Genomic DNA, 20,762 nt, shown 5'->3' on the forward strand with positions numbered 1-20,762 from the left:
TGGTGGCGTGAGGGGATGTGGTCCCTCATATAAAGAGCCCCTGTTTCGCACGGGGACACGAACGCCAATGCGCACTGCTGCTCTTCTCCTTCTTGGTTCCACGCTCGCGGGCACGTTCGCCGTCACCGGTTGCTCCGGCGCCGACGAGGACACCGGCGAGGCCACCTCCGAGGTCGGGGCGTGCGCCGACGTGAGCCCCGACACGTTCCGGTTCTCGCATGGCGACGACGACGGGCACGCCGATCCGCTCGGCGCGGTGGCGGCGCACCAGGCGCGCGCGGGCCGCGTGAAGGCCGGCGACATCGTGCAGGCCGCGGACGCGCGGCACAAGGTCCGGCCCGGCGACTTCGTCCTCGCGAACGACAAAGTTGCAGTCTACATCGAAGACGTCGGCCGCTCCGACGGGTACTTCCCGTTCGGCGGCGAGATCCTGAGCCTCGACAAGATCGGCGCGAACGGCCGGCCGCAGGGGCTCTCCCACTACGGCGAGACCGTCCTCATGTTCGGGCTCCAGACGATCGCGCCGGACAAGGTGACCGTGCTCGCCGACGGCAGCGACGGCGGGCCCGCGATCGTGCGCGCGTCGGGCATCCTGAAGCTCATCCCCTCGCTCGACGCGTTCCTCATGCTCTTCCCCGACCAGTACGGCTTCGCCGCCGCGGTCGACTACATCCTCGAGCCGGGAGCGTCGAAGGTCACGCTCCGCTACAGCGTCGCGAACTCGCGCAACCAGGCGGTGAGCTTCACGACGCGCTCGCACCTCGGCGTGTTCCAGTCTTCGTGGTCGCAGACCTTCGCCGAGAACGGCGGCTTCGGGAAGGTCACCGGCCAGAAGCCCTTCATCGCGTGGGAGCAGGGCGACGCGTCGTTCCTCGTGCGGCCGCGCAACGGAAAGCTCCAGACGTTCCTCGCGACGAACGGGCTCGAGGCCTACCAGGCCCCCACGATCCCGCTCCAGGCCTGCGAGAAGAAGACGGTCGAGTACGCCGATCTCGTGATCGGCGGCCCCGGCATCGACGGCCTCCTCGAGGCCAAGCGCGCGGCGTTCGGAGAGGCGCCGTGGCGCGAGGTGCACGGCGTCGTGCGCGAGAACGGCGGCGGCCCGCTCGCCGGCGCGATGGTCCACGCGACCGGCAACACCGGCTACCTCACGCGCGCGGTCGCGGACGCGGAGGGCAAGTACACGATCCACGTGCCGCCGACCGGCGCGGTGAACCTCACCGCCACCGCGAAGGGCTGGGCGGTCCCGAGCGCGCGTCCGCTCGCCGCGACCGAGAGCGACGTCGACCTCACGTTGCCGAAGCGCGCGACGATCGAGGTCACGACGACCGACGCCGACACCGACGAGGCGCTCCCGGTCCGCATCCAGATCATCCCCGACGCGCCGTACGCGAAGGCGCCCGCGTCGTTCGGGCTCAAGGCCGACGAGCCCGACGATCGGCTCTACCGCGAGTACGCGATCAGCGGGAAGCTCAGCGTCCCGGTGCCGCCCGGCGGCTACCGCGTCGTCGTCACGCGCGGCTTCGAGTACGAGCTCTTCGACGCGCCAGTCCTCGCCGAGGAAGGGAAGACCGCGACGGTCACCGCGAAGCTCCGGCACTCCGTCGCGACGCCCGACTCGATGTGCGCCGACTTCCACATCCACTCGGCGTATTCGGTCGACTCCGACGATCCGGTGCTCCGCAAGGTCGAGGCCTCGCTCGCGGACGGCCTCGAGATCCCGGTCTCGAGCGAGCACGAGTACATCATCGATTTCCAGCCGATCATCGAGCAGCTCGGCATGACGAAGTGGGCCTTCGGCGTCCCGTCGGAGGAGCTCACGACGTTCAAGTACGGTCACTTCGGCGTCTTCCCGCTCGTGCCGCAGCCCGACCAGACGAACAACGGCGCGATCGACTGGACCTACCAGACGCCGGCCACCATCCTCCCGAGCGTCGAAGAGCTCGCCTCGAAGCCGCTCCTCATCGTGAACCACCCGCGCGGGAGCATGGGCTACCTCGATCAGGCCGGCTACGATCCTGCGCGCGGCAAGGGCCAGGACGGCCTCTGGAGCGACGCGTTCCACGCGCTCGAGGTCTTCAACGACAGCGACTTCGAGGCGAGCCGCGAGAGCACCGTCGCCGACTGGTTCGGGATGCTGAACGCGGGCCGCAAGATGGCGGCGACCGGCGCGAGCGACTCGCACCACCTCAGCACGAACCCGGTGGGCTACCCGAGCACCTGCCTCCGCTTCGGCCACGACGATCCGCGACAGCTCACCGCGAACGCGATCCGCGACGCGCTCCGCAACGGCGCCGCGGTCGTCAACGGCGGCATCACGCTCGCGGCAGAGGGGCCCGACGGCACGACGCCCGGCGGCGACTCCACCGCCGGCGCGTACAAGGTCTCGGTCTCGTCGCCGAGCTGGATCCGTCCCTCGAGCGTCGAGGTCATCGTCGACGGCAAGACGACGCAGACGATCGCGCTCGATCCGAACGCGGCGGGCTCCGGCCCCGGCAAGCGCTGGGAGCTCTCGATCCCGGTCGCGCCGGTCGAGAGCCGCCCGCGCCACTGGGTCGTCTTCCACGTGAAGGGCGACGGCGACCTCGCGCCGCTCCACCCCGGCCGTAAGCCCTTCGCGGTGTCGAACCCGATCTACTTCTGAGAGCTGGCGTCCGCGTCGTAACAGGCGCATACGCGAGACATGCGCCTCGCGTGCACGGTCTTCTTCTTCGTTCTCGCCGGCGTCGCTACGGTCGGCGGATGCTCCTCCGACGACGGCGGCGTGCCCGCCGCGCCGCCGCCGGTCGCGAACGTCTGCGAGGACCCTCGGTTCCGCTTCCCGAACGGCGGCGACGGGCACGCCGATCCGCTCGGCGCCGCCGCCGCGCGCCAGGCCCGCGCGGGCAAGATCACGCGCGCGAGCGACGTCGTCCAGTCGGTGGAGGCGCGGCACAAGGCGCGGCTCGGCGACTTCGTGCTCGCGAACGACAAGATTGCAGTCTACATCGAAGCAGAGAACGGCGCGCACGAGAGCGACGGCTACTTCGCGTTCGGCGGCGAGATCCTCGCGATCGACGTGATCGGCGTCGACGGGCGCCCGGCGGGCCTCTCCACCTTCGGCGAGGCGGTGATGTTCTTCGGCCTCCAGACGATCGCGCCGGAGAAGGTCTCCGTCCTCGCCGACGGCAGCGACGGCAAGGCCGCGATCGTGCGCGCGCAGGGCACGCTGAAGACGGTCGCGTCGCTCGATTTCTTCAGCAACGTCTTCCCCGACAAATACGACTTCCCGGTCGCGATCGACTACGTCCTCGAGCCGGGCGCGATGAAGGTCGCGACCCGCATCAGCGTCGCGAACGCGACGAACGCGCCGGTCGACCTCACGAACAAGCTCCACCTCGCGACGTTCCAGGGCTCGCGCTCGCAGACGTTCCACGAGGGAGGCGGCTTCGGACCGATCCGCGGCGAGCAGCCGTTCGTCGCGTGGGACAACGGCCCGTCGTCGGCGTGGCTCTACCGCTCGCCGCTCGGTCCGATGGCCCCCGCGCTCACGGTCGCGGGGATGGAGGTCCTGAACACACCCGCGTTCCCGCTCGCGCCGTGCGAGCACAAGACCGTCGACTACATCGACGTCCTCGCCGGCCGCGGGCTCGACGACGTGCTCGAGGCGAAGCGCGTGACGTACGGCGAGAAGGCGTGGCGCGTCGTCCGCGGCAGCGTGCGCGAGACCGGCGGCACCGGCCTCGCGGGCGCGCTCGTGCACGTGCGCTCGAACGGCGCCTACGTCATGCGCGCGATCACGGACCAGGACGGCGGGTTCTCGCTCCACGTCCCGATCGATCAGCCCGTCGACTTCACCCCCACGTTGAAGGGCTGGCCCGTCCCCGCGCCGAGCCCGCTCACGCCCGGCGCCGGCGTCGTCGACCTCGTCCTCCCGCGCCGCGCGTCGATCGCGGTGACGGCGATCGACGCCGACACGAGGGAGCGGCTCCCGGTCCGCGTGCAGGTCATCCCCGCCGCGGCGGTGCCGGAGGCGGACCGCTCGTTCGGCGTCGAGAGCGAAGGCGACGGCCTCCTCTACCGCGAGTACGTGATGAGCGGCGAGGCCACGCTCCCGGTGCCGCCGGGCGAGCACCGCGTCATCGTCTCGCGCGGCTACGAGTACGAGCTCCACGACGAGGTCGTCACCGCCGAGGCCGGCAAGACGACGCAGGTCTCCGTCGCGCTGAAGCACTCCGTCGACTCGACCGGCGTCATGTGCGGAGACTTCCACATCCACTCGATGTACTCGGTCGACTCCTCCGATCCGGTGGAGCTCAAGGTGCGCGGCGCGATCGCGGACGGCCTCGAGATCCCGGTCTCGACCGAGCACGAGTACGTCATCGACTTCCAGCCGGTGATCCAAAAGCTCGGCCTCACGAAGTGGGCGTTCGGGCTCTCCGCCGAGGAGCTCACGACGTTCAAGTGGGGCCACTTCGGCGTCTTCCCGCTCTCGGTGGATCCCGAAGCGACGAACAACGGCGCGATCGACTCGACGAAGGAGTACCCGCCGGTGCTCTTCCCGCAGATCGCGGCGCGCCCCGACGACCCGCTCTTCATCGTCAACCATCCGCGCTCCGCGGCGCTCAACCAGGGCTACTTCGAGGTCGCGGGCTTCGATCGCGCGACGCTCACCGGCTCGAACAAGGAGGTCTGGAGCGACGTGTTCGGCGCGCTCGAGGTCTTCAACGACAGCGACTTCGAGCGCGAGCGTGAGCGCGTCGTCGCGGACTGGTTCGCGTTCCTCAACGCCGGCAGGAAGATGCCCGCGGTCGGGAGCAGCGACAGCCACTCGCTCCGCTCGCGGCCGGTCGGCTACCCGCGCACGTGCATGCGCTTCGGCCACGACGATCCCACCCAGCTCAACCCCGGCCTCGTCCGCGACGCGCTCGCGGCGGGCGCGTCGACGATCAGCGGCGGCCTCTTCATGACGGTGGAGGGCCCGAACGGCGTCGGCCCCGGCGGCACGACCACGGCGGGGAAGTACAAGGTCGTCGTCGCCTCGCCGAGCTGGGTCGACACCACCTCGCTGGAGGTCATCGTCGACGGCACGACCGCGCAGACGATCGCGATCGACCCGACCACGGGCGGCCCGGGCCCGGGCCATCGTTACACGCTCGAGGTCGACGTCGCGCCGTCGCAGAGCAAGCCGCAACACTGGGTCGTCTTCCACGCAAAGGGCGACGGCGACCTCGCGCCGGTGCATCCAGGCCGCAACGCCTTCGCGGTCTCGAACCCTGTTTTTTTCTGACGAGAGGGGCGCTGCCCCTCTCGTGCTCTCCCCGCCGGGGGATGCTTCGCGCGCGGGGCGCGCTACGCCGCCCCCGGACCCCCGCAGAGGGGGGCGCGCTGCCGCCCCTGGACTCCGCAGAGGGGGCGCGCTCGCCGCCCTCGGACTCCCGCAGAAGGGGGGCGTCCTATGGGGCGATGGCGTCGAAGAGGGGGGCGGTGAGGAGGTGCTCGTCGGCGTTGAGGCGGGCGCGTTCCTCTGTGAGCGTGGCTGCGAGGGTGGGGTGGGCGTCGAGGAGCCAGCGCAGCGTCTTGTAGGCGAGGGCGGCGTGGCGGGCTTCGTCGTCTGCGATCGTCGCGTAGTACGCGGCGAGCTCGGGGTCGCGCGCGTGCTCGCGGCGCTCGTCGGCGTCGGCGGCGGCGAGCGTCTCGCCGACCGCGCCGCCGCGGAGGACGTCGCGGAAGAAATCGGCGACGTCGCGGCGGAGCGGGAGCGTCGCGGCTTCGAGCGCGGCGATGCGGAGCGGACGACCGGCCCGCTCGAGGAGCGCGAGCGTCATCTCGGTGTGACGGATCTCGTCCGCGAGCGCGGCTTGCGTCTCGTGGACGAGCGCGAGCGGCGCGCCGAGCGCCATCAGCTCGCAGACGGTGCGCGCGAACGCGGCGATGCTCGCGTGCTCGTCGTGCGCGGCGCGAACGAGCGCGGCGGTCTCGTCGTCCCCGAGCGCCGCGTGCGGGGCGACGTACGTGACGCCCTCGACCACGAGCGGGCGGCCCTTGATCACGCGCACGTTCCCGCGCGGCGTGGGCGGCGGACGCGAAGGCGGCGGCGGGCGGCCGATCGAGAGGACCGGGCGCGGCGGCGGCCGGAAGCTCGTCATGCCGGATGGCGACGGCCTCGACGATGCCGCCGCCGACGACGCCGCCGAGGAGATCGGCGCGAGCGTGGACCCGACCGGGCCGGGCTCGTGCCCGAGGATGAACGGGCCCTCCGTCGTCGTGCTCGTCGGCGTGACGCTGCCGATCGGGATCACCTCCGCCTCGACGACCGGTCCTTGCGACGCGCACGAAGCGAACGCCCCGCCCACTCCGAGGTGAGCGAGGACGAGGAGCGGGATCCGCGACGAGCGCATCGGGCAGAGCGTACCAGCCTACGGGGCGGCGTTGCAGCAAGCCGGGAACACGGGCGGAGGGCTCGTGCGCTTGCACTCCTGCTGGCAGATGCCGCTGACGCCGTCTCCGCAGCTGGCGACCTTGGTGCCCCTACCGCCCTTGCACTCGACGACGAGCTGCTGATTCGTCGCCGGCTCGTAGTCGCGGAAGGTCGCGATGCAGTACGTGCCGTTGGGCTTTCCAGCGCAATCATCGCATATATCGTTTTCCCCGAACGGCATGACGAGGCAGCCGCTCGCGCAGCGATGCACGCACTTGTTGACACAGTCGACGAGGTCGTTGGCCCCGCCCGTGTACCCCGAGAAGGACGACCCGCAGCTCAGCGCCGCCTTCCCCGCGCACGCGGCGTCGGTGACCGCCGGATCGTCCACGCAGCCGGGCGGCAACGAGGACGTCGCGTCGCCCGCCGCGTCCTCGTGGGCCTCGGATGCGCCGTCCTCGCTCGAGGTCGTTCCCGCCTCGTTCACCTCGCTCGAGTCGGGAGGAGCGTCGAGCGCCTCCACGCCGAACGGCGTCGAGCAGGCGTACGCGGTCGTGAGCGCCGCGCCACCGAAGAGCAACCGCCGACCCCAACGCATCCGGCAGAGCGTAGCAGCGACCCCTTGTCAGGAGATATTTCGTGTGCGAAATATCTCGGCCATCCCATGCCGAACATGCGAGAGCTCGTCGCCGATCTCGAGGCCCGCCGCGCGCAGATCCGCGAGATGGGCGGGGCGGAGAAGGTCAAGAAGCAACACGAGCGCGGAAAGCTCACCGCGCGCGAGCGCGTCGCGGCGCTCTTCGACGACGGCGTCTACTTCGAGGTCGGCGCGCACGGCACGCAGATGGGCCTCGCCGCCGGGCCCGACGGCAAGGACAAGCCGCCCGCCGACGCGGTCGTCTGCGCGTTCGGCAAGGTCGACGGGCGCATGGTGTGCTGCGCCGCCTACGACTTCACGGTGAAGGGCGGCACCGTGAGCTACACCGGCGAAGAGAAGGTCACGCGCCTCCGCTCGATGAGCCTCAAGGGCCGCTGGCCGATGGTGTGGTTCATCGACTCGGGCGGCGCGCGCATCGATCCGGGCTCGAACCACCCCGACATGATCTCGCTCTTCGCCGGCTCGGGGCACCTGTTCCGCGAGCAGGTCCACATGAGCGGCGTCGTCCCGCAGGTCGCGGCAATGGTCGGCCCCGGCGCGGCCGGCACGGCGTACATCCCCGGCCTCGCCGACTTCGTGCCGATGGTGAAGAACGTCGGCTCCCTCGCGCTCGCGGGACCGCCGCTCGTGAAGGCGGTGACGGGGCAGGACATCACCGAGCAGGAGCTCGGCGGCTCGAAGGTGCACTCCGAGACGAGCGGCGTCGGCGACGGCGAATACGAGAGCGACGCCGACGCGATCGCGGCGACGAAGAAGTACCTCTCCTTCATGCCGTCGTCCTGCGACGAGCTCCCGCCCGAGCTGCCGGTGACGGACCCGATCGATCGACGCGAGGAGTCGCTCCTCGATCTGCTCCCCGACTCCGCGCGGAAGCCGTACGACATGTACAAGCTGATCCGCGCCATCGTCGATCACGGCGAGATCCTCGACATCAAGCCGCGGTTCGCGCGCAGCATCATCACCTGTCTCGCGCGCATCGGCGGCAAGAGCGTCGGCATCGTCGCGAACCAGCCGAACTGGCTCGGCGGCATCCTCGAGAACGACTCCGCCGACAAGGCCGCGCGCTTCATGCAGATCTGCGACGCGTTCAACGTGCCGCTCGTGTTCCTCCAGGACGTGCCCGGCTTCATGGTCGGCTCGAAGGTGGAGCACGCCGGCATCATCCGCCACGGCGCGAAGATGCTGCACGTGATGAGCGCCGCGACGGTGCCGAAGATCACCTGCGTCGTGCGCAAGGCCTACGGCGCGGGCTACTACGTGATGTGCGGGCGCGCGTACGAGCCGGACCTCTTGCTCTCGTGGCCCACCGGCGAGATCTCGGTGATGGGCGCGGAGGGCATGGTCGGCATCGCCGCGCGCAAGCTGTTCCCGAACGGCGACGCGCCGCCGGAGGCGAAGGCCGCGATCGTCGAGCAGATCAGGAAGAACATCGACATCTACAAGGTCGCGGGCTGGGCCCTCGTCGACGAGGTCATCGACCCGCGCGACACGCGCAAGGCGATCGCGTGGGGCCTCGAGCTCTCCCGCCACAAGAAGGTCGAGCGCGCGCACAAGAAGCGCGGCATCATCCCGGTCTGAGCGCGCGGCGCATCAGCGGCCGGCGGACGCGCGACCCGCTTCGAAGTGAGCGACGATGCGCTCGCGCGGGAGGGCCCTCTCGTAGATCGCGACCTCGTCGAGGACGCCGGTGAACGAGGCGCCGATCGTGAGGTGCTCGCCGGTGTTCGGGGCATCGATCTTCGGATCGATCGTGCCGCCGCCTTGCGGCACGCCGTCGACGTACATCGTCGAGACGGCGCGTCCGCTCGGCTCCGCCGCGACCGTCAGCACGAGGTGGACGAAGCCGCTCGCGAGCCGGTCCCTCGTCTGCGTGCTGAGGTCGACGCCCTGGCCCCAGAACTCGAAGTGGACGTGGCTGTCCGAGCCGCGCGCGTACATGATCCAACCCTGGAAGGGGTCGACGTCCTCGTCGCGCTTCGAGAAGATCCAGCGGTCCTTGCCGTTGGGCTCGTCCGCCGCCCAGACCTCCAGCGTGAAGCTGCTCGCGCCGGCGAAGTCGTAGACGTCGCCGACGTCGAGGCCGCCCCACGGAGCGAAGCGCGCGCCCTTGCCGATCGCGCCGGGGACGCCGAGGACCATCTCCTGGCTCGGCGTCCCCGCGTGGCCGCCGCGCGCGTCGGCGACGGTGCTCGCGCCGGCTTCTTCCTCGAAGCGCCACCACGACGACGGAGCGTCGGCGCTCACCTCGCGACCGTACGGGTCGAGCGGGTCGTCGCCGGCGTCCGGCGGAGGCTCGCCGCCGTCGGTCGCGGGCGGCGTCGCCGTCGCGCCGGCGTCGTCGCCCGGCGCGGCGTTCGCGTTCGCGTCGCCGCCGCTCAGTCCGTCGAGGCTCGTCGCGAGCGAGCACGCGCCGCAGGCGAGGGCGAGCGCGAGGAGCGCGGCGATCCAACCCCGTCTCGACATGCGATGGACGGAGGTTACCTCCTCGCGGAACGGCGCGCCTTCATCTAAGTTTCTCCCACCTATGGAAGGCGAAGCGAAGGACTTCATCCGAGAGATGATTCGCGCCGACGTGGCGGCGGGGAAACACGGCGGAAAGGTCGTGACGCGGTTCCCGCCCGAGCCGAACGGCTGGCTCCACATCGGCCACGCGAAGGCGATCTGCATCGACTTCGGCGTCGCGCAGGAGTTCGGCGGCCGCTGCCACCTCCGCATGGACGACACGAACCCCACGACCGAGGACATGGACTACGTCCGCGCCATCCAGCGCGACGTGAAGTGGCTCGGCTTCGACTGGGGCGAGCACATGTACTATGCATCCGATTACTTCGCGCGCTTCTACGAGCTCGGCCGGCTCCTCATCGAGCGCGGCCGCGCGTACGTGTGCGACCTCTCGGAGGAGGAGTTCTCGAAGAGCTACCGCGGCACGATCACCGAGCCCGGCAAGGTGAGCCCGTTCGCGTCGCGCAGCGTCGAGGAGAACCTCGACCTCTTCCGCCGGATGAAGGAGGGCGAGTTCAAGGACGGCGAGCGCGTGCTGCGCGCGCGCATCGACATGGCCTCCCCCAACATGAAGATGCGCGACCCGCCGCTCGTCCGCATCAAGCACGCGCACCACTTCCGCACCGGCGACGCGTGGTGCATCTACCCGCTCTACGACTACGCGCACTGCCTCGAGGACTCCTTCGAGGGCGTGACGCACTCGCTCTGCACGCTCGAGTTCGAGAGCGCGCGCGAGCTCTACGACTGGGTCATCCAGGCGACGGAGGTCCCGCACGTCCCGAAGCAGACGGAGTTCGCGCGGCTCAACATCACGTACACGGTGATGAGCAAGCGCAAGCTCCTCCAGCTCGTCGAGCAGAAGCACGTGAGCGGCTGGGACGATCCGCGCATGCCCACCATCGCGGGCCTGCGCCGTCGCGGCGTCACGCCGGAGGCGCTCCGCACCTTCTGCGCGCGCATCGGCGTCGCGAAGAACATCTCCACCGTCGACATCGCGCTCCTCGAGCACACGATCCGCGAGGACCTCGACCGCCGCTCGCCGCGGGTGATGGCGGTGCTGAACCCGGTCGAGCTCGTCGTCGACACGTGGGCGGGCGACACGACCGACGAGCTCGAGGCCGGCTACTGGCCGGCGGGCACCGAGCCGGCGGCGGGGGCGGCGCGCACGGGGAGCCGCACGCTCCCGTTCTCACGCGTCCTCTACGTCGAGCGCGACGACTTCGCGGAGGACCCCCCGAAGGGCTGGCACCGCCTCGCGATCGGCAAGAAGGTGCGCCTCCGCCACGGCTACATCGTGACGTGCACGAGCGTGGAGAAGGACGCGGCAGGCAACGTCGTCCGTATTCACTGCGCGCACGATCCCGACACGCGCGGCGGCACCGCGCGCGCGGGAGAGAAGGTCGACGGCACGATCCACTGGGTCTCGGCCTCGCACGCGGTCGACGTCGACGCGCGCATCTACGATCGCCTCTTCACGGTGGAGAACCCGGGCGACGGCGACGCCGACTTCGTCACGCAGCTGAACCCGAGGTCGCTCACCGTCGTGAAGGCGAAGGCGGAGCCGTCCCTCGCGACCGCGAGGGCAGGGGAGCACTATCAGCTGGAGCGGGTGGGGTTCTTCGTCGTCGACGAAGACACCGCGCAGGGGCCGGTCGCCTTGAACCGCACCGTGGCGCTGAAGGACTCGTGGCAGAAGGTCGTCGCGGCGGCGTCGGCTCCTTCGGGGCGGCCGGCGGCGGCGGCGCCGGCCGCGGGCGCGCCGCGGGCGCCGAAGGAGAGCAAGGTGGCGGAGCTGTCACCGGAGGCGATCGCGCTTCGTGACGCGCACGGTCTCGCGCCGGACATCGCGCGCGCGATCGCGGGCGAGCCGGCGCTGGCGTCGATGTTCCTGGCGGTCGTGGCGACCGCGGAGGGGAAGGCGGCGGCGAAGCCGATCGCGACGATGCTGGCCAACGACGTCCTCGGCGAGCTCCGCGCGAGGAAGCTGGACGCGGTCCCCTTCGGGCCGGCGGCGGCGCTCGAGCTCGCGGCGCTCCTGAAGGAGGGCATCATCTCGAGCGCGCAGACGAAGGAGGTCCTCGCGGTCCTCTTCGTGACGCCGGACAAGACCCCGCGCGCCGTCGTCGCGGAGAAGGGCCTCGCGCAGATCGCGAACGCGGACGCGCTCCTCCCGGTCGTCGACGAGGTCCTCGCCGCGAACGCGGACGCGGTCGGCCGCTACAAGGCGGGCAACGCGAACGTCGTCGGCGCCCTCGTCGGCATGGTCATGAAGAAGAGCGGCGGCCGCGCCAACGCGAAGCTGGTGAAGGAGCTCCTCGAACAGCGCCTCGCCTGACCCGCTCCGCTCAATCGTCTCCCGGGAGGTCGAGCGCGCCTTCGTAGAGATCGTCCACCACGAGGACGGTCCCGTCGGTCAGCTCGAGCCGCGCACCTTGGCCGACGACGCGGTAGGTCCACGTGCCGTTGGTCGCCCGCGCGAAGTGTTCGAGCCGCGCGCTCCGCTGCGAGACGAGGACGTAGTCCGTGAGCGACGCGATGCTCTGGTAGTCCTCCCATTTGTCGCCACGATCGTGCTTCTCCGTGCCTTGCGAGAGGACCTCGACCACGACGCGCGGGTTCTCGATTACGTCCGTCGTCCCGGGGTGGAGCACGACCGGCCCGCAGACCACCGTACCGTCGGGGTAGACGAAGTCCCCCGTCGCGGGGACGTGGACCTTTTGATCCGACGAAAATGGTCCGCGCGGACCTCCGCGGAGCGCCTCACGAAGCGCGGCCAGCACGTTCGCGCTCAACCGGTTGTGACGGGGGCTCCCGCCGGCCATCGCGAAGACCTCTCCGCGAAGGAGCTGATGCTTGCCCAGCTGCGCTCGCTCCCACGCGAGGTATTCAGTGGCCCCCATGCGCACGGCTCGCGAGGTCGTGGCGCTCACGGTCGTACGATACCACTCGCCCGCACGCGGGCGTTTCCCGAGGCCGGTCACGTCTGCTGGGAGCGCCTACCCTTCCTGAATTGAAAATGACTTTCACTTGCAATATGGTGCCGGCAGTTGCGAGCGGCGTGGGTGCGTCACGGAGTCGTAGTGGTCGTGGCGTGTGGTGCGGGCGCTCAGGTGCAGTAGAGGTGAGGTCATGCGCTGGTTGAAGCTCGGGATCGTGTCGGTGGTGGGGGTCGTCGTTGGGTGCGGTGGGGCGTCGGCGAGCGCGCCGGAGACGTCGGCGGCGCCTGCGACGTCGGCGACCGCCGCGGCGGGGTCGGGGTTCGGCGTGATCGTCATGGCGCACGGTGGGTCGCCGGAGTGGAACCAAGGGGTCATCGACAGCGTCGAGCCGCTGCGGGCGAAGTATCCGATCGAGATCGCGTTCGGGATGGCCGACGCGACGACGATGAAAGACGCCGCGCAGAAGATCGAGGCGCGCGGCGCGAAGCGCGTCGCCGTCGTGCGGCTCTTCGTCAGCGGCGAGAGCTGGTTCGAGCGGACGGAGCAGATCTTCGGCACGAAGCCCGGCGCGCCGGCCGACGGCGGCGCGTCGGACCCGCATGCTGCGCATCACGGTGGCGGGCACGGCGGGCACTCGATGGCGTTCTTTCGCGTGCCGAGCGTCGCGTCGTATGCGTTCACGACGGAGGGGCTCTCCGATGTCCCCGAGATGGGGGTCGTCCTCGCCGATCGCGCCGCCGCGCTGAGCAAGGAGCCCGCGAAGGAGGACGTGCTCATCCTCGCCCACGGGCCCGAGGACGACGGCGAGAACGAGCGGTGGCTCACGAAGCTCGGCTCGCGCGCCGACACGATCAAGAAGCGGGCGCCCTTCCGCCGCGTGCAGGTCGAGACGCTGCGCGAGGACTGGCCCGACAAGCGCGCGCCCGCGGAGCAGCGCATCCGCGCCTATGTCGAGCGCGCCAAGAACGAAGGCGGGAAGGCGATCGTGATCCCGTTCCGCGTGCAGGGGTTCGGTCCGTACAAGGAGGTGCTGAAGGACCTCGACTACGTCGCCGACGGGAAGGGGCTCATCCCGCACCCCGAGGTGACGAAGTGGATCGATCGCCAGATCGTCGCGCTCCAGGCCGGGCCCTTCCGGCCGCAGGTTCAGTGACGGAGCGCGGCCGAGTACCAGGTGTTGGCGTCGTACCAGCCGTTGCCGTCGCCGCCCCAGCCCATCTCCAGCTCGAAGCGGCCGTTCGAGTAGCCCTTCGCGATCGGGTAGTGGCCGTCGCCGCCGAAGAGCGAGCCCGTGCCGACGATCGCGGGGCGGCCGTCGCAGAGCGCGTCGAGCATCGCGTCGCGCACGCCGTTGTCGGCGATCATCAGGAAGTTGTAACGTGCATCGAACGTCACGCCCGGCGCGCGCGCGGTGATGAAGCCGCCGACGTCGCCCATCGCCCACGGCGTCGTCATGCCCTGGCCCTCGATGCACGACGTCCGCACGACGCGGTTGATCTGCATCATCAGGTTCGAGACGTCCGCGTTCATCGCGAGCGGCGCGTTCGGGAGGAGACCCGCGAACGCGCCGTCGTTCGCCGGATCGGCCGCCGCGCGACGGCTGCCCCAGCCGAAGAGCGTCGCCCACGCGGTCGGCCCGCAGCCGCTCATGCACGCGGTCGTGTTCGGCCCCTCGCCGGGCGAGAGCTGATCGTACGAAGGGACCTCGCCCTTCACCATGCAGGTCCTCTCCGGCGCCGTGCCTCCGAAGAGCGGCGAGTCTTGCGTGCGGAGGCTCTTCGCGTTCTTCACGTGCGCCTCGAGGAGCTCCGTGCGCGCGGCGCGCCACGTGCGCATCGCCTCCTCCGTCGACACCGGCACGAACGTCGCCTCCTCACCGGAGCGATCGATGCGGAGGAGCGAGCGCGTCGAGCGGCCGAGCGCGTTGCCGAGCCCGTCGGCCGCGACGTACACCGCGGCGTCGAGGCGGTACACGCGCGTCATCGCCGACCGCACTCCGAGCTCGAGCCGCGCGCTCGGGCTGCGACCCGTCGTGCCGTACTCGACCACGCGCGCGGGGCCGCTCGCCGTGACGACCGCCCACCCGCTCGCGGTCGCGATCTCGAAGTACGCCGGCGCGTCGCCGTCCGGCTCGTAGATCGGCCGGCCGCGCGTCGCGTCGAGGCCCGCCGTCGCCTTCACCGTCGCCGCCGCTTCGCTCGGCAGCGTCACGAGGCCGTCGTCGTCCACGTTCACCGCCGCCGGGCTCGCGCTCTCGTCCCCTGCCGTCGTCGCGCAGCCCGCGAGCACAGCCCCCGCGCCGGCAAGGAGAGCGCCCGCAAGGAGACGGAGCCGTTTCATCGGCTGCATCCTGGCCCACCTTCCCTGAACGACGCGTCTCAAAGGTGTCCTAATGTGCGATTCTTGCCTACCCGTGGAAAAGCCACACCGCGGCCGGAATTACGGGCAAATTCGAGGGTATGTCGGACCCCGTCGCGATCCTCTCGAAGCTCGTGGCCTACCGCTCGGACGTGGTCGGCGGCGAGGAGCGTCCGATCGCGGAGCACCTCGCGGAGCTGTTCCGCGGGCTCGGACCCGACCGAGGACCCGACGAGGTGACGGTGGGCGACGTCCCCCGTCCGAACGGGAAGACCGCGTCGTGGGTCTACGCGCGTTATGGAGCGCCGAAGGTCCTCGTCAACGCGCACCTCGACACCGTGCCCCCGAACAGCGAGTGGAGCGCCGACCCGTTCACGCCGCGCGTCGCCGACGGCAAGCTCTACGCGCTCGGCGCGTGCGACACGAAGGGCGCGGCGGCGGCGATCCTCGCCGCCCTCGCCGAGACGCAGTCGAAGCCGAAGGACGTGGGCGTGCTCTTCTCCGGCGACGAGGAGTTCAGCAGCGTCGTGATGCGTTGGTTCGTGAAGAGCCCGCATCGCGAAGGGCTCGAGCGCGCGATCGTGTGCGAGCCGACGAACCTCCGCGTCGGCACGCGGCACCGCGGCTTCCACGCGTTCGAGGTCACGGTGGAGGGACCGGGCGGCCACTCGTCGCGCGCGGACACGACCTACGCGCCGCTCGCGCGCCTCGCGCGCCTCGCGACGGCGTTCGACGACTGGGCCGCGCAGCACAAAGGAAAGGGCCCGGAGGGCTTCCCCGGCATGTGCATGAACGTCGCGAAGCTCGACGGCGGCGTCGCCTTCAACGTGATCCCGCCGCAAGGCCGCCTCCTCGCGTCGATCCGCGTGCCGCCGGGCGTCGACTCCGCCGCGATCGGCGCGGAGCTCCGCGCGCTCCAAGAGCAGCTCGTGCCGGAGGCCACGTTCACGTTCCTGCGCGAGAACGTCCCCTTCGCGACGCGCGACCCTGCGTCGTTCGTCGAGCTCGTCGGCGACGCGGCGAAGGCGCCGATCGACCTCGGCTTCTGGACCGAGGCCGCCCTCCTCGCGCAGGCCGGCGTCGACGCCGTCGTGATCGGCCCCGGCGACATCGCGCAGGCCCACGGCCCCGACGAGTGGGTCCCGCTCGACGAGCTCCATCGCGCGAAGGAGATGTTCCAGCGCGTCTTCGCGCGTTAGCCGCGCGCGAGCGAGCGACTCAAGGTCAGGCCTTGCTCTTCGACCCAGCGGCGGAGGACCTCGAGGGCGCGCTTCTTCGGCGGCTTGTTCGCGGGGCCCTTCACCTGGCAGATCTCGCGGCGGTCGCGGTTCACCTCGATCGTGACGGCGCGGAGGCGCTCGCCGTGCTCCTCCACCGTCATCGACCAGATCGAGCTGCCTCCGAACGCGCACTTCGGAGCGTACGTCGCCACGCAGTGACGCATCGCGAGGCCCTCCTCGCGGAGCTCGTCGCTCGTGCGGAGCTCTCGGATACGCCACGCGCGAAGCCGGGCGTCCGTCCCGTCGGCGCGGAGCCACACGAGGCCGCCGAACGGCGCGGGCTTCCACGAGAGCCCGCTCGACCGCGGGCGCGGCGCGACCGCGCGGCCGCCCCACCCGCGGAGGATGCGGTCGCGCGTCTTCGAGCCCAGCCCGCACAGCGCGACGTCGGCGCGCGGATCCGTGTTCGGCGGCCATGTCCCGGCGAGCGACGTCGACGTCCGGGCGCTCCTCCGTTCGTGGAAGAACTCCACGAGCCGGTCGACGAGCACGCGATCGAGGTCTCCTTGCGCGACGAGGAACGCGACGACGTGGGCGATGAAGCCCTCGTCGCCGCTCTCGCGACCGAGGCGCGTCATCGCGACCGCGCGCGCGAGCTCGGGCGAGCCGTTCAGGCCGCGCACCTGCGCCCAGCGGAGCGCGGCCATGATCGACAGATCGTCGGGCGCACCGCGAAGAGCGTGCGCCATGCGGCGGCTCGGGCGCAGCGGGAAGTCGATCGCGCGCACGCTCTCCCCCGCGCCGAGGCGGATGTACCAGCGCTGCTCCCGGCGCGCGCGATGCCCGCCGAGCCACGCCGCCGTCATGAACCGCGGGACCGGAAACGACGCGAAGAGGTGCTCCGCGAGCGACGCGAGGACCCGCGCGTCGGAGCGCGTCTCCGGCGGCGTCCACGCGCCGACGGGTCGTCGCCAGTCCCAGCGATGGACGGCCATCGCGAGGAGCGCGTCGACGAGCGCGCGCGATCGATCCGTCGCCACGCTGCGCGGCGAGAGGATGGTCGTACGCTCCTGGACGGTCGCGAGCAGATGCTGAAATGCAGCGACGACGCGCGGACCCACCCGCGTCGCCCGCCGCAGCGCCGCGCGGACCGCGGCGTCGAGGACCCGCTTCCGGGCCTCCCGAAGGTGACGAAGACTCTTCATGATGCGCTCCGAGCGCGCGACGGCGCGCCGTTCGTGGTCGAAGGACGGCAGCCCGCGGCGGGCTACGAACCGGCGACGATGACGAAACGCATGGGCGAGAAGACTGCGCATCGAGGACGACACGCGCAAGGCCGCTCGTCGCCTCCGCGGTCCACCTCGACGTCCAGGAACGCGACGTCGACGACAGCGTCGACGCTCACTGTGACCGAGTAACACGTGTTCCCGTGGACGTGAACGCGCCCCTCTCGGGCGCGAACACCATCCACTCGTGCTCTAATCATCGCCGGATAAAGAGGTGTCGAAATGCGCAAGGTCTCTCTGCCCGTCGCGGGCGCGCTGGTCGTCGTTGCTGGCTCCGTCTTCGCTCAACCGTTCAAGCCAATGCAGCTCCCTCCGGAATCGGCCCAAGTCCAGCCCGCCAGCGCCGTCGGCGCGGCAAGGCTGCTGTCGATCGCTCCTCCTGCTGCGCTGACTCCGGCCGCGCGCCTTCAGCGAGCGAGGGCGTTGCCGGCCGCTGCGAACGCGACCTCGCTGCCTGCCCAGTTCGAGTTCCGCGTCACCCCGAAGGCACCGAACAGCGGCAACGCCAAGATCCTATACTCCGGTCTCTTCTCGTTCGAGCCAACTGGATCGAGTGGCCGATGGGCGATGTTCGGCGTGCACGGTATGGGGGCGCCTTCCTTCGTCGAGATCGAGCTGGTCACAGTAGCCAACACCAACTACCTGGCGGACTGCAGTGTCAAGGTGAACTGGGGCGCGCTCACCGTGAACAACGCTTCGACGCAGGCCATCCAAGACGGGCACCTGTTTCATGTGATCCGATCGACGGGCACCACGACGAAGGTCCTCCTTGTATGGCCCACCAATCCCGCCGATTGGACCGCTCATCGGGGGGGACTTTTTCGGCTGCGACTTCACCAAGCTCTAACCTGCACGTAAGGACCGCGACGAGGACGGTGAGATCGCGGTCCTCGAGCGCGCGGTAGCTACGCCATCGGCGGGGCTTCGGTGACACGTTTCAAGAGCGGCCGGACCGCCTGGTAGAGCGCGGGGTAGGGGCGGAGGGCGGCGATGCAGGAGGCGACGCGGGCGCCGGTCGACGTGTCGGGATCGTCGCCCTGCTCGGCGACGGCGCCGTCGGAGGGGAGCATCGTCTCGAGCCACGTGCGGAGGACCGTGCTCACCACGTCGCGCGCGGCGCAGAGATCGAGCGCGTGCGCGGCGGCGCTCGGATCGGGCGCGATCGCGAAGTAGCTCACGAGGCGGACGACGTCGCGCTCGCGCGCCAGCGGCGCGAGGACCTCCGCGAAGACCGCGCTCGCGAAGGGATGCGACGACACGTCGAGCATCTCCTTGCCGATCGCGTCGAGCGCCGCGTCGCCGCCGTGGAGGAGGAGCGTGCGCGCGCGCGGGCCCGTGATCGCGCCCCGCTCCAGCGCGGCCGCGAGCGCCTTCGCGTTCGAGGCCGCGTCCGGATCCATCGGCTGCCACGACGCCGGCGGGAGCGACGGCGCGGCGCGGTTCGAGCGCGGCTCGCGCGTCGCGACGAGCAGGAGCGCGCCGTGCGTCGCGAGCGGCGCCACATTCTCGGCGACGATCTTCGCGAGCGGCAGCCCCGGCAGCGTCGCCGCCGCGCGCGCGACGGCGCGCTCGCCCTGCTGGAAGGCGCGCTCGAACGGCGCGCGATCGAGGAGCACCGCGCGGCGATCGGCGGGCGCGATCTCGCCGTCGTCGCTCCACGGGTAGAACGTCGCGGCGGACGCGACGACGGCGGCGTCGGGATCGAGCGCGCGCGCCGTCTTCACGAGCGCGTCGAGCGGCCACGCCGGCGCCGACACGCGCTTCGCGAGCTCGAGGCACGCCTCGAACGCGGCGGGACGCACGCCGTTCGCGCGCGCGAGGCGATCGTCGAAGCGGGCGCACGCGATCGAGACCGCGTCGTCGACGATGAGCGCTCGGTGCGCCTGCGCCTGCGCCTCTGCCTCCGCCGCGCCCTCCGCCGCGGAGGCGTCCGCGTCCGCGCCCGCGAGGAGCACGCGCACGAGCGCCGCGACGGCGGCGTCGCCCGCGACGAGCGGGCCCTCGTCGGACGCCGCGCGCGCGTGGCGGGCGACGGCGCGCTTGACGCGATCGAGCGCGGGCGGCGCGGCGGCGAGGAGGCGCGCGAGGAGCACGTCCCACGACGCGTCGAGCTCCGCGCCGCTCGCGGTCGCGTGCGCGCGGTCGACCTCCTCGACGAGGTCGCGCTCGTCGCGCTCGAGGCGGACGCGGGCGAGGAGGCGTCCGACCGGCACGCCCTCCCAGAGCGCGCGCGCGACGCCGAGATCGACGACCGTGAGCTCGACCTCGTCCTCGGCCGTGGCGACGAACGGCAGCGTGGCCGGCGGCGACACGTCAGTCGAGCGCGGGGCGCGGGCCGGTGAGGGTGGGGCGCTTCGGCTGGCGCACGCGGAGGAGGAGCGGCGCCTTCGCGGTCGCGACGTCGTCCCAGCTCTTTATGTTGATCGAGCGACCCGAGGCGTTCGTCGTGTCGAGCTTCGGCGTGATGCGGTAGAGGCCGGGCAGGTCGAAGGTGCCGGAGGGGCACGTCGCGGTGAAGAGGATGCTCAGCGACGTCTTCCCTTTGACGCCGACGGTGACGAACAGCTCCCTGATCGGCGAGCCGATCGTCCGCGGCGCGCCGCACGCGACGCTGCCGCCGGGGCCGCTCACCGCGAAGGTGACCATGTCCGGGCGGAAGAGCAGCGCGATGGGACGATCGGTCTCGTTCACGAGCGAGACCGTCGTCGTGAGGTCGTCGCCCTTCGCCGCGTCCATCGTCTCGGGCACGGTGAGGTACACGCTCGGCGGCGGCGTCGCGGGCTCGGAGCCGGCCGGCTTCGGCGCGATCGAGATCGTGTCCGGCAGCGTCACCGGATCGGCCTCGAGCTCCTTCACCGGGTCGATCTTGCCGACGGAGGCGCCGACCGGCGAGAGCGCGAAGGGCGGGGAAGGCGCGGCCGCCGTCTTGCCCTTCGTCGCGACGGGCCTCCAGCCGAAGCGCGCCTTCACCTGCGCGTCCTTCACGAGCGCGGCGCGTTCGCGCGCGCCGAAGCAATAGAAGAACGGATCGAACGTCGCGGACCACGATCGCTTGCCGGGGACGACGAGCTCGCGCCCTTCGTCGGTCGAAGGCCGCGACTCGTCGGGCAACGCGCAGCGGATCGGACCTGCCGGCGCGCCCTTCTTCGGCTTGTCGAGCTCGATCGCGCCGCCGCCGGGAGGCACGAGCTCGAACGAGAGGAGGCGCGGATCGGCGGCGAGCCGCACCGGGCCCTCGCCGCCGTTCGTGATCTTCATCGTCCACGGTCCGCTCGCGGTCGGGGTGACCTCGAGCTTCACCGCCGGCGCGGCGGGGGTGGCCGGCTCTTCGGCGAACGCGCCGTCACTCGCGGTGGTGGCGAGCGCGATCGCGATGATGACGAAGAGCCGGCGCTTCAT

General features: G+C 71.2%; 15 protein-coding genes. 7 read left to right on the forward strand and 8 right to left on the reverse strand.

Features of this window, described 5'->3' with window-relative positions:
- Positions 1 to 67: 67 nt before the first annotated feature.
- Together KF837_05115 and KF837_05120 are read left to right on the forward strand one after the other, a co-directional pair.
- Entirely contained in the window at positions 68 to 2,644 is a 2,577-nt protein-coding gene (locus KF837_05115; GenBank protein ID MBX3226668.1) for a carboxypeptidase regulatory-like domain-containing protein, read from the forward strand.
- A gap of 39 nt (positions 2,645 to 2,683) precedes the next feature.
- On the forward strand, positions 2,684 to 5,269 hold the full coding sequence (locus KF837_05120; protein MBX3226669.1) for a PHP domain-containing protein: 2,586 nt from the start codon (positions 2,684 to 2,686) through the stop codon (positions 5,267 to 5,269).
- A gap of 166 nt (positions 5,270 to 5,435) precedes the next feature.
- On the opposite strand, the gene KF837_05125 is transcribed toward KF837_05120, so the two are convergent.
- Positions 5,436 to 6,380: a ferritin-like domain-containing protein gene (locus KF837_05125; protein ID MBX3226670.1), complete on the reverse strand. Its 945-nt coding sequence runs from the start codon at positions 6,378 to 6,380 to the stop codon at positions 5,436 to 5,438.
- 18 nt (positions 6,381 to 6,398) lie between these two features.
- Positions 6,399 to 6,998 (reverse strand): hypothetical protein, encoded by a 600-nt coding sequence (locus tag KF837_05130; GenBank protein ID MBX3226671.1) that lies wholly within the window; start codon positions 6,996 to 6,998, stop codon positions 6,399 to 6,401.
- Positions 6,999 to 7,073: 75 nt separating this feature from the next.
- Here KF837_05130 and KF837_05135 point away from each other — a divergent pair, with 75 nt between their 5' ends.
- Positions 7,074 to 8,636: an acyl-CoA carboxylase subunit beta gene (locus KF837_05135; GenBank protein ID MBX3226672.1), complete on the forward strand. Its 1,563-nt coding sequence runs from the start codon at positions 7,074 to 7,076 to the stop codon at positions 8,634 to 8,636.
- Positions 8,637 to 8,648: 12 nt separating this feature from the next.
- On the opposite strand, the gene KF837_05140 is transcribed toward KF837_05135, so the two are convergent.
- Positions 8,649 to 9,521 (reverse strand): LamG domain-containing protein, encoded by an 873-nt coding sequence (locus tag KF837_05140; protein MBX3226673.1) that lies wholly within the window; start codon positions 9,519 to 9,521, stop codon positions 8,649 to 8,651.
- 61 nt (positions 9,522 to 9,582) lie between these two features.
- Between KF837_05140 and KF837_05145 the strand changes: the two genes are divergently transcribed.
- The gene (locus KF837_05145; GenBank protein ID MBX3226674.1) at positions 9,583 to 11,895 is read left to right on the forward strand and encodes a glutamine--tRNA ligase/YqeY domain fusion protein; all 2,313 of its coding nucleotides are present in this window, start codon (positions 9,583 to 9,585) and stop codon (positions 11,893 to 11,895) included.
- Between the two features lie 10 nt (positions 11,896 to 11,905).
- Here the strand turns inward: KF837_05145 and KF837_05150 are convergent, their stop codons facing one another.
- Positions 11,906 to 12,460 (reverse strand): Uma2 family endonuclease, encoded by a 555-nt coding sequence (locus KF837_05150; GenBank protein MBX3226675.1) that lies wholly within the window; start codon positions 12,458 to 12,460, stop codon positions 11,906 to 11,908.
- 229 nt (positions 12,461 to 12,689) lie between these two features.
- On the opposite strand from KF837_05150, the gene KF837_05155 reads away from it, so the two are divergent.
- On the forward strand, positions 12,690 to 13,652 hold the full coding sequence (locus KF837_05155; protein ID MBX3226676.1) for a hypothetical protein: 963 nt from the start codon (positions 12,690 to 12,692) through the stop codon (positions 13,650 to 13,652).
- Here KF837_05155 and KF837_05160 read toward each other — a convergent pair.
- Entirely contained in the window at positions 13,646 to 14,839 is a 1,194-nt protein-coding gene (locus KF837_05160; protein ID MBX3226677.1) for a hypothetical protein, read from the reverse strand. The genes KF837_05155 and KF837_05160 overlap by 7 nt on opposite strands.
- Before the next feature lie 119 nt (positions 14,840 to 14,958).
- Here KF837_05160 and KF837_05165 point away from each other — a divergent pair, with 119 nt between their 5' ends.
- Positions 14,959 to 16,056 carry a M20/M25/M40 family metallo-hydrolase gene (locus KF837_05165; protein ID MBX3226678.1) on the forward strand — a complete coding sequence of 366 codons (1,098 nt, stop codon included), beginning with the start codon at positions 14,959 to 14,961 and terminating at the stop codon, positions 16,054 to 16,056.
- On the opposite strand, the gene KF837_05170 is transcribed toward KF837_05165, so the two are convergent.
- Positions 16,053 to 17,282, reverse strand: a complete 1,230-nt coding sequence (locus KF837_05170; GenBank protein ID MBX3226679.1) for a PcfJ domain-containing protein — start codon at positions 17,280 to 17,282, stop codon at positions 16,053 to 16,055. The two genes, KF837_05165 and KF837_05170, sit on opposite strands and share 4 nt — an antisense overlap.
- Before the next feature lie 303 nt (positions 17,283 to 17,585).
- On the opposite strand from KF837_05170, the gene KF837_05175 reads away from it, so the two are divergent.
- Positions 17,586 to 18,221 (forward strand): hypothetical protein, encoded by a 636-nt coding sequence (locus KF837_05175; GenBank protein MBX3226680.1) that lies wholly within the window; start codon positions 17,586 to 17,588, stop codon positions 18,219 to 18,221.
- A 47-nt stretch (positions 18,222 to 18,268) separates the two neighbouring features.
- Here the strand turns inward: KF837_05175 and KF837_05180 are convergent, their stop codons facing one another.
- Both KF837_05180 and KF837_05185 read right to left on the reverse strand, forming a co-directional pair.
- Positions 18,269 to 19,675 carry a hypothetical protein gene (locus tag KF837_05180; protein ID MBX3226681.1) on the reverse strand — a complete coding sequence of 469 codons (1,407 nt, stop codon included), beginning with the start codon at positions 19,673 to 19,675 and terminating at the stop codon, positions 18,269 to 18,271.
- A 1-nt stretch (position 19,676) separates the two neighbouring features.
- Positions 19,677 to 20,762: a hypothetical protein gene (locus KF837_05185; GenBank protein ID MBX3226682.1), complete on the reverse strand. Its 1,086-nt coding sequence runs from the start codon at positions 20,760 to 20,762 to the stop codon at positions 19,677 to 19,679.

This window comes from Labilithrix sp. (assembly GCA_019637155.1).
GTDB lineage: Bacteria > Myxococcota_A > Polyangia > Polyangiales > Polyangiaceae > Labilithrix.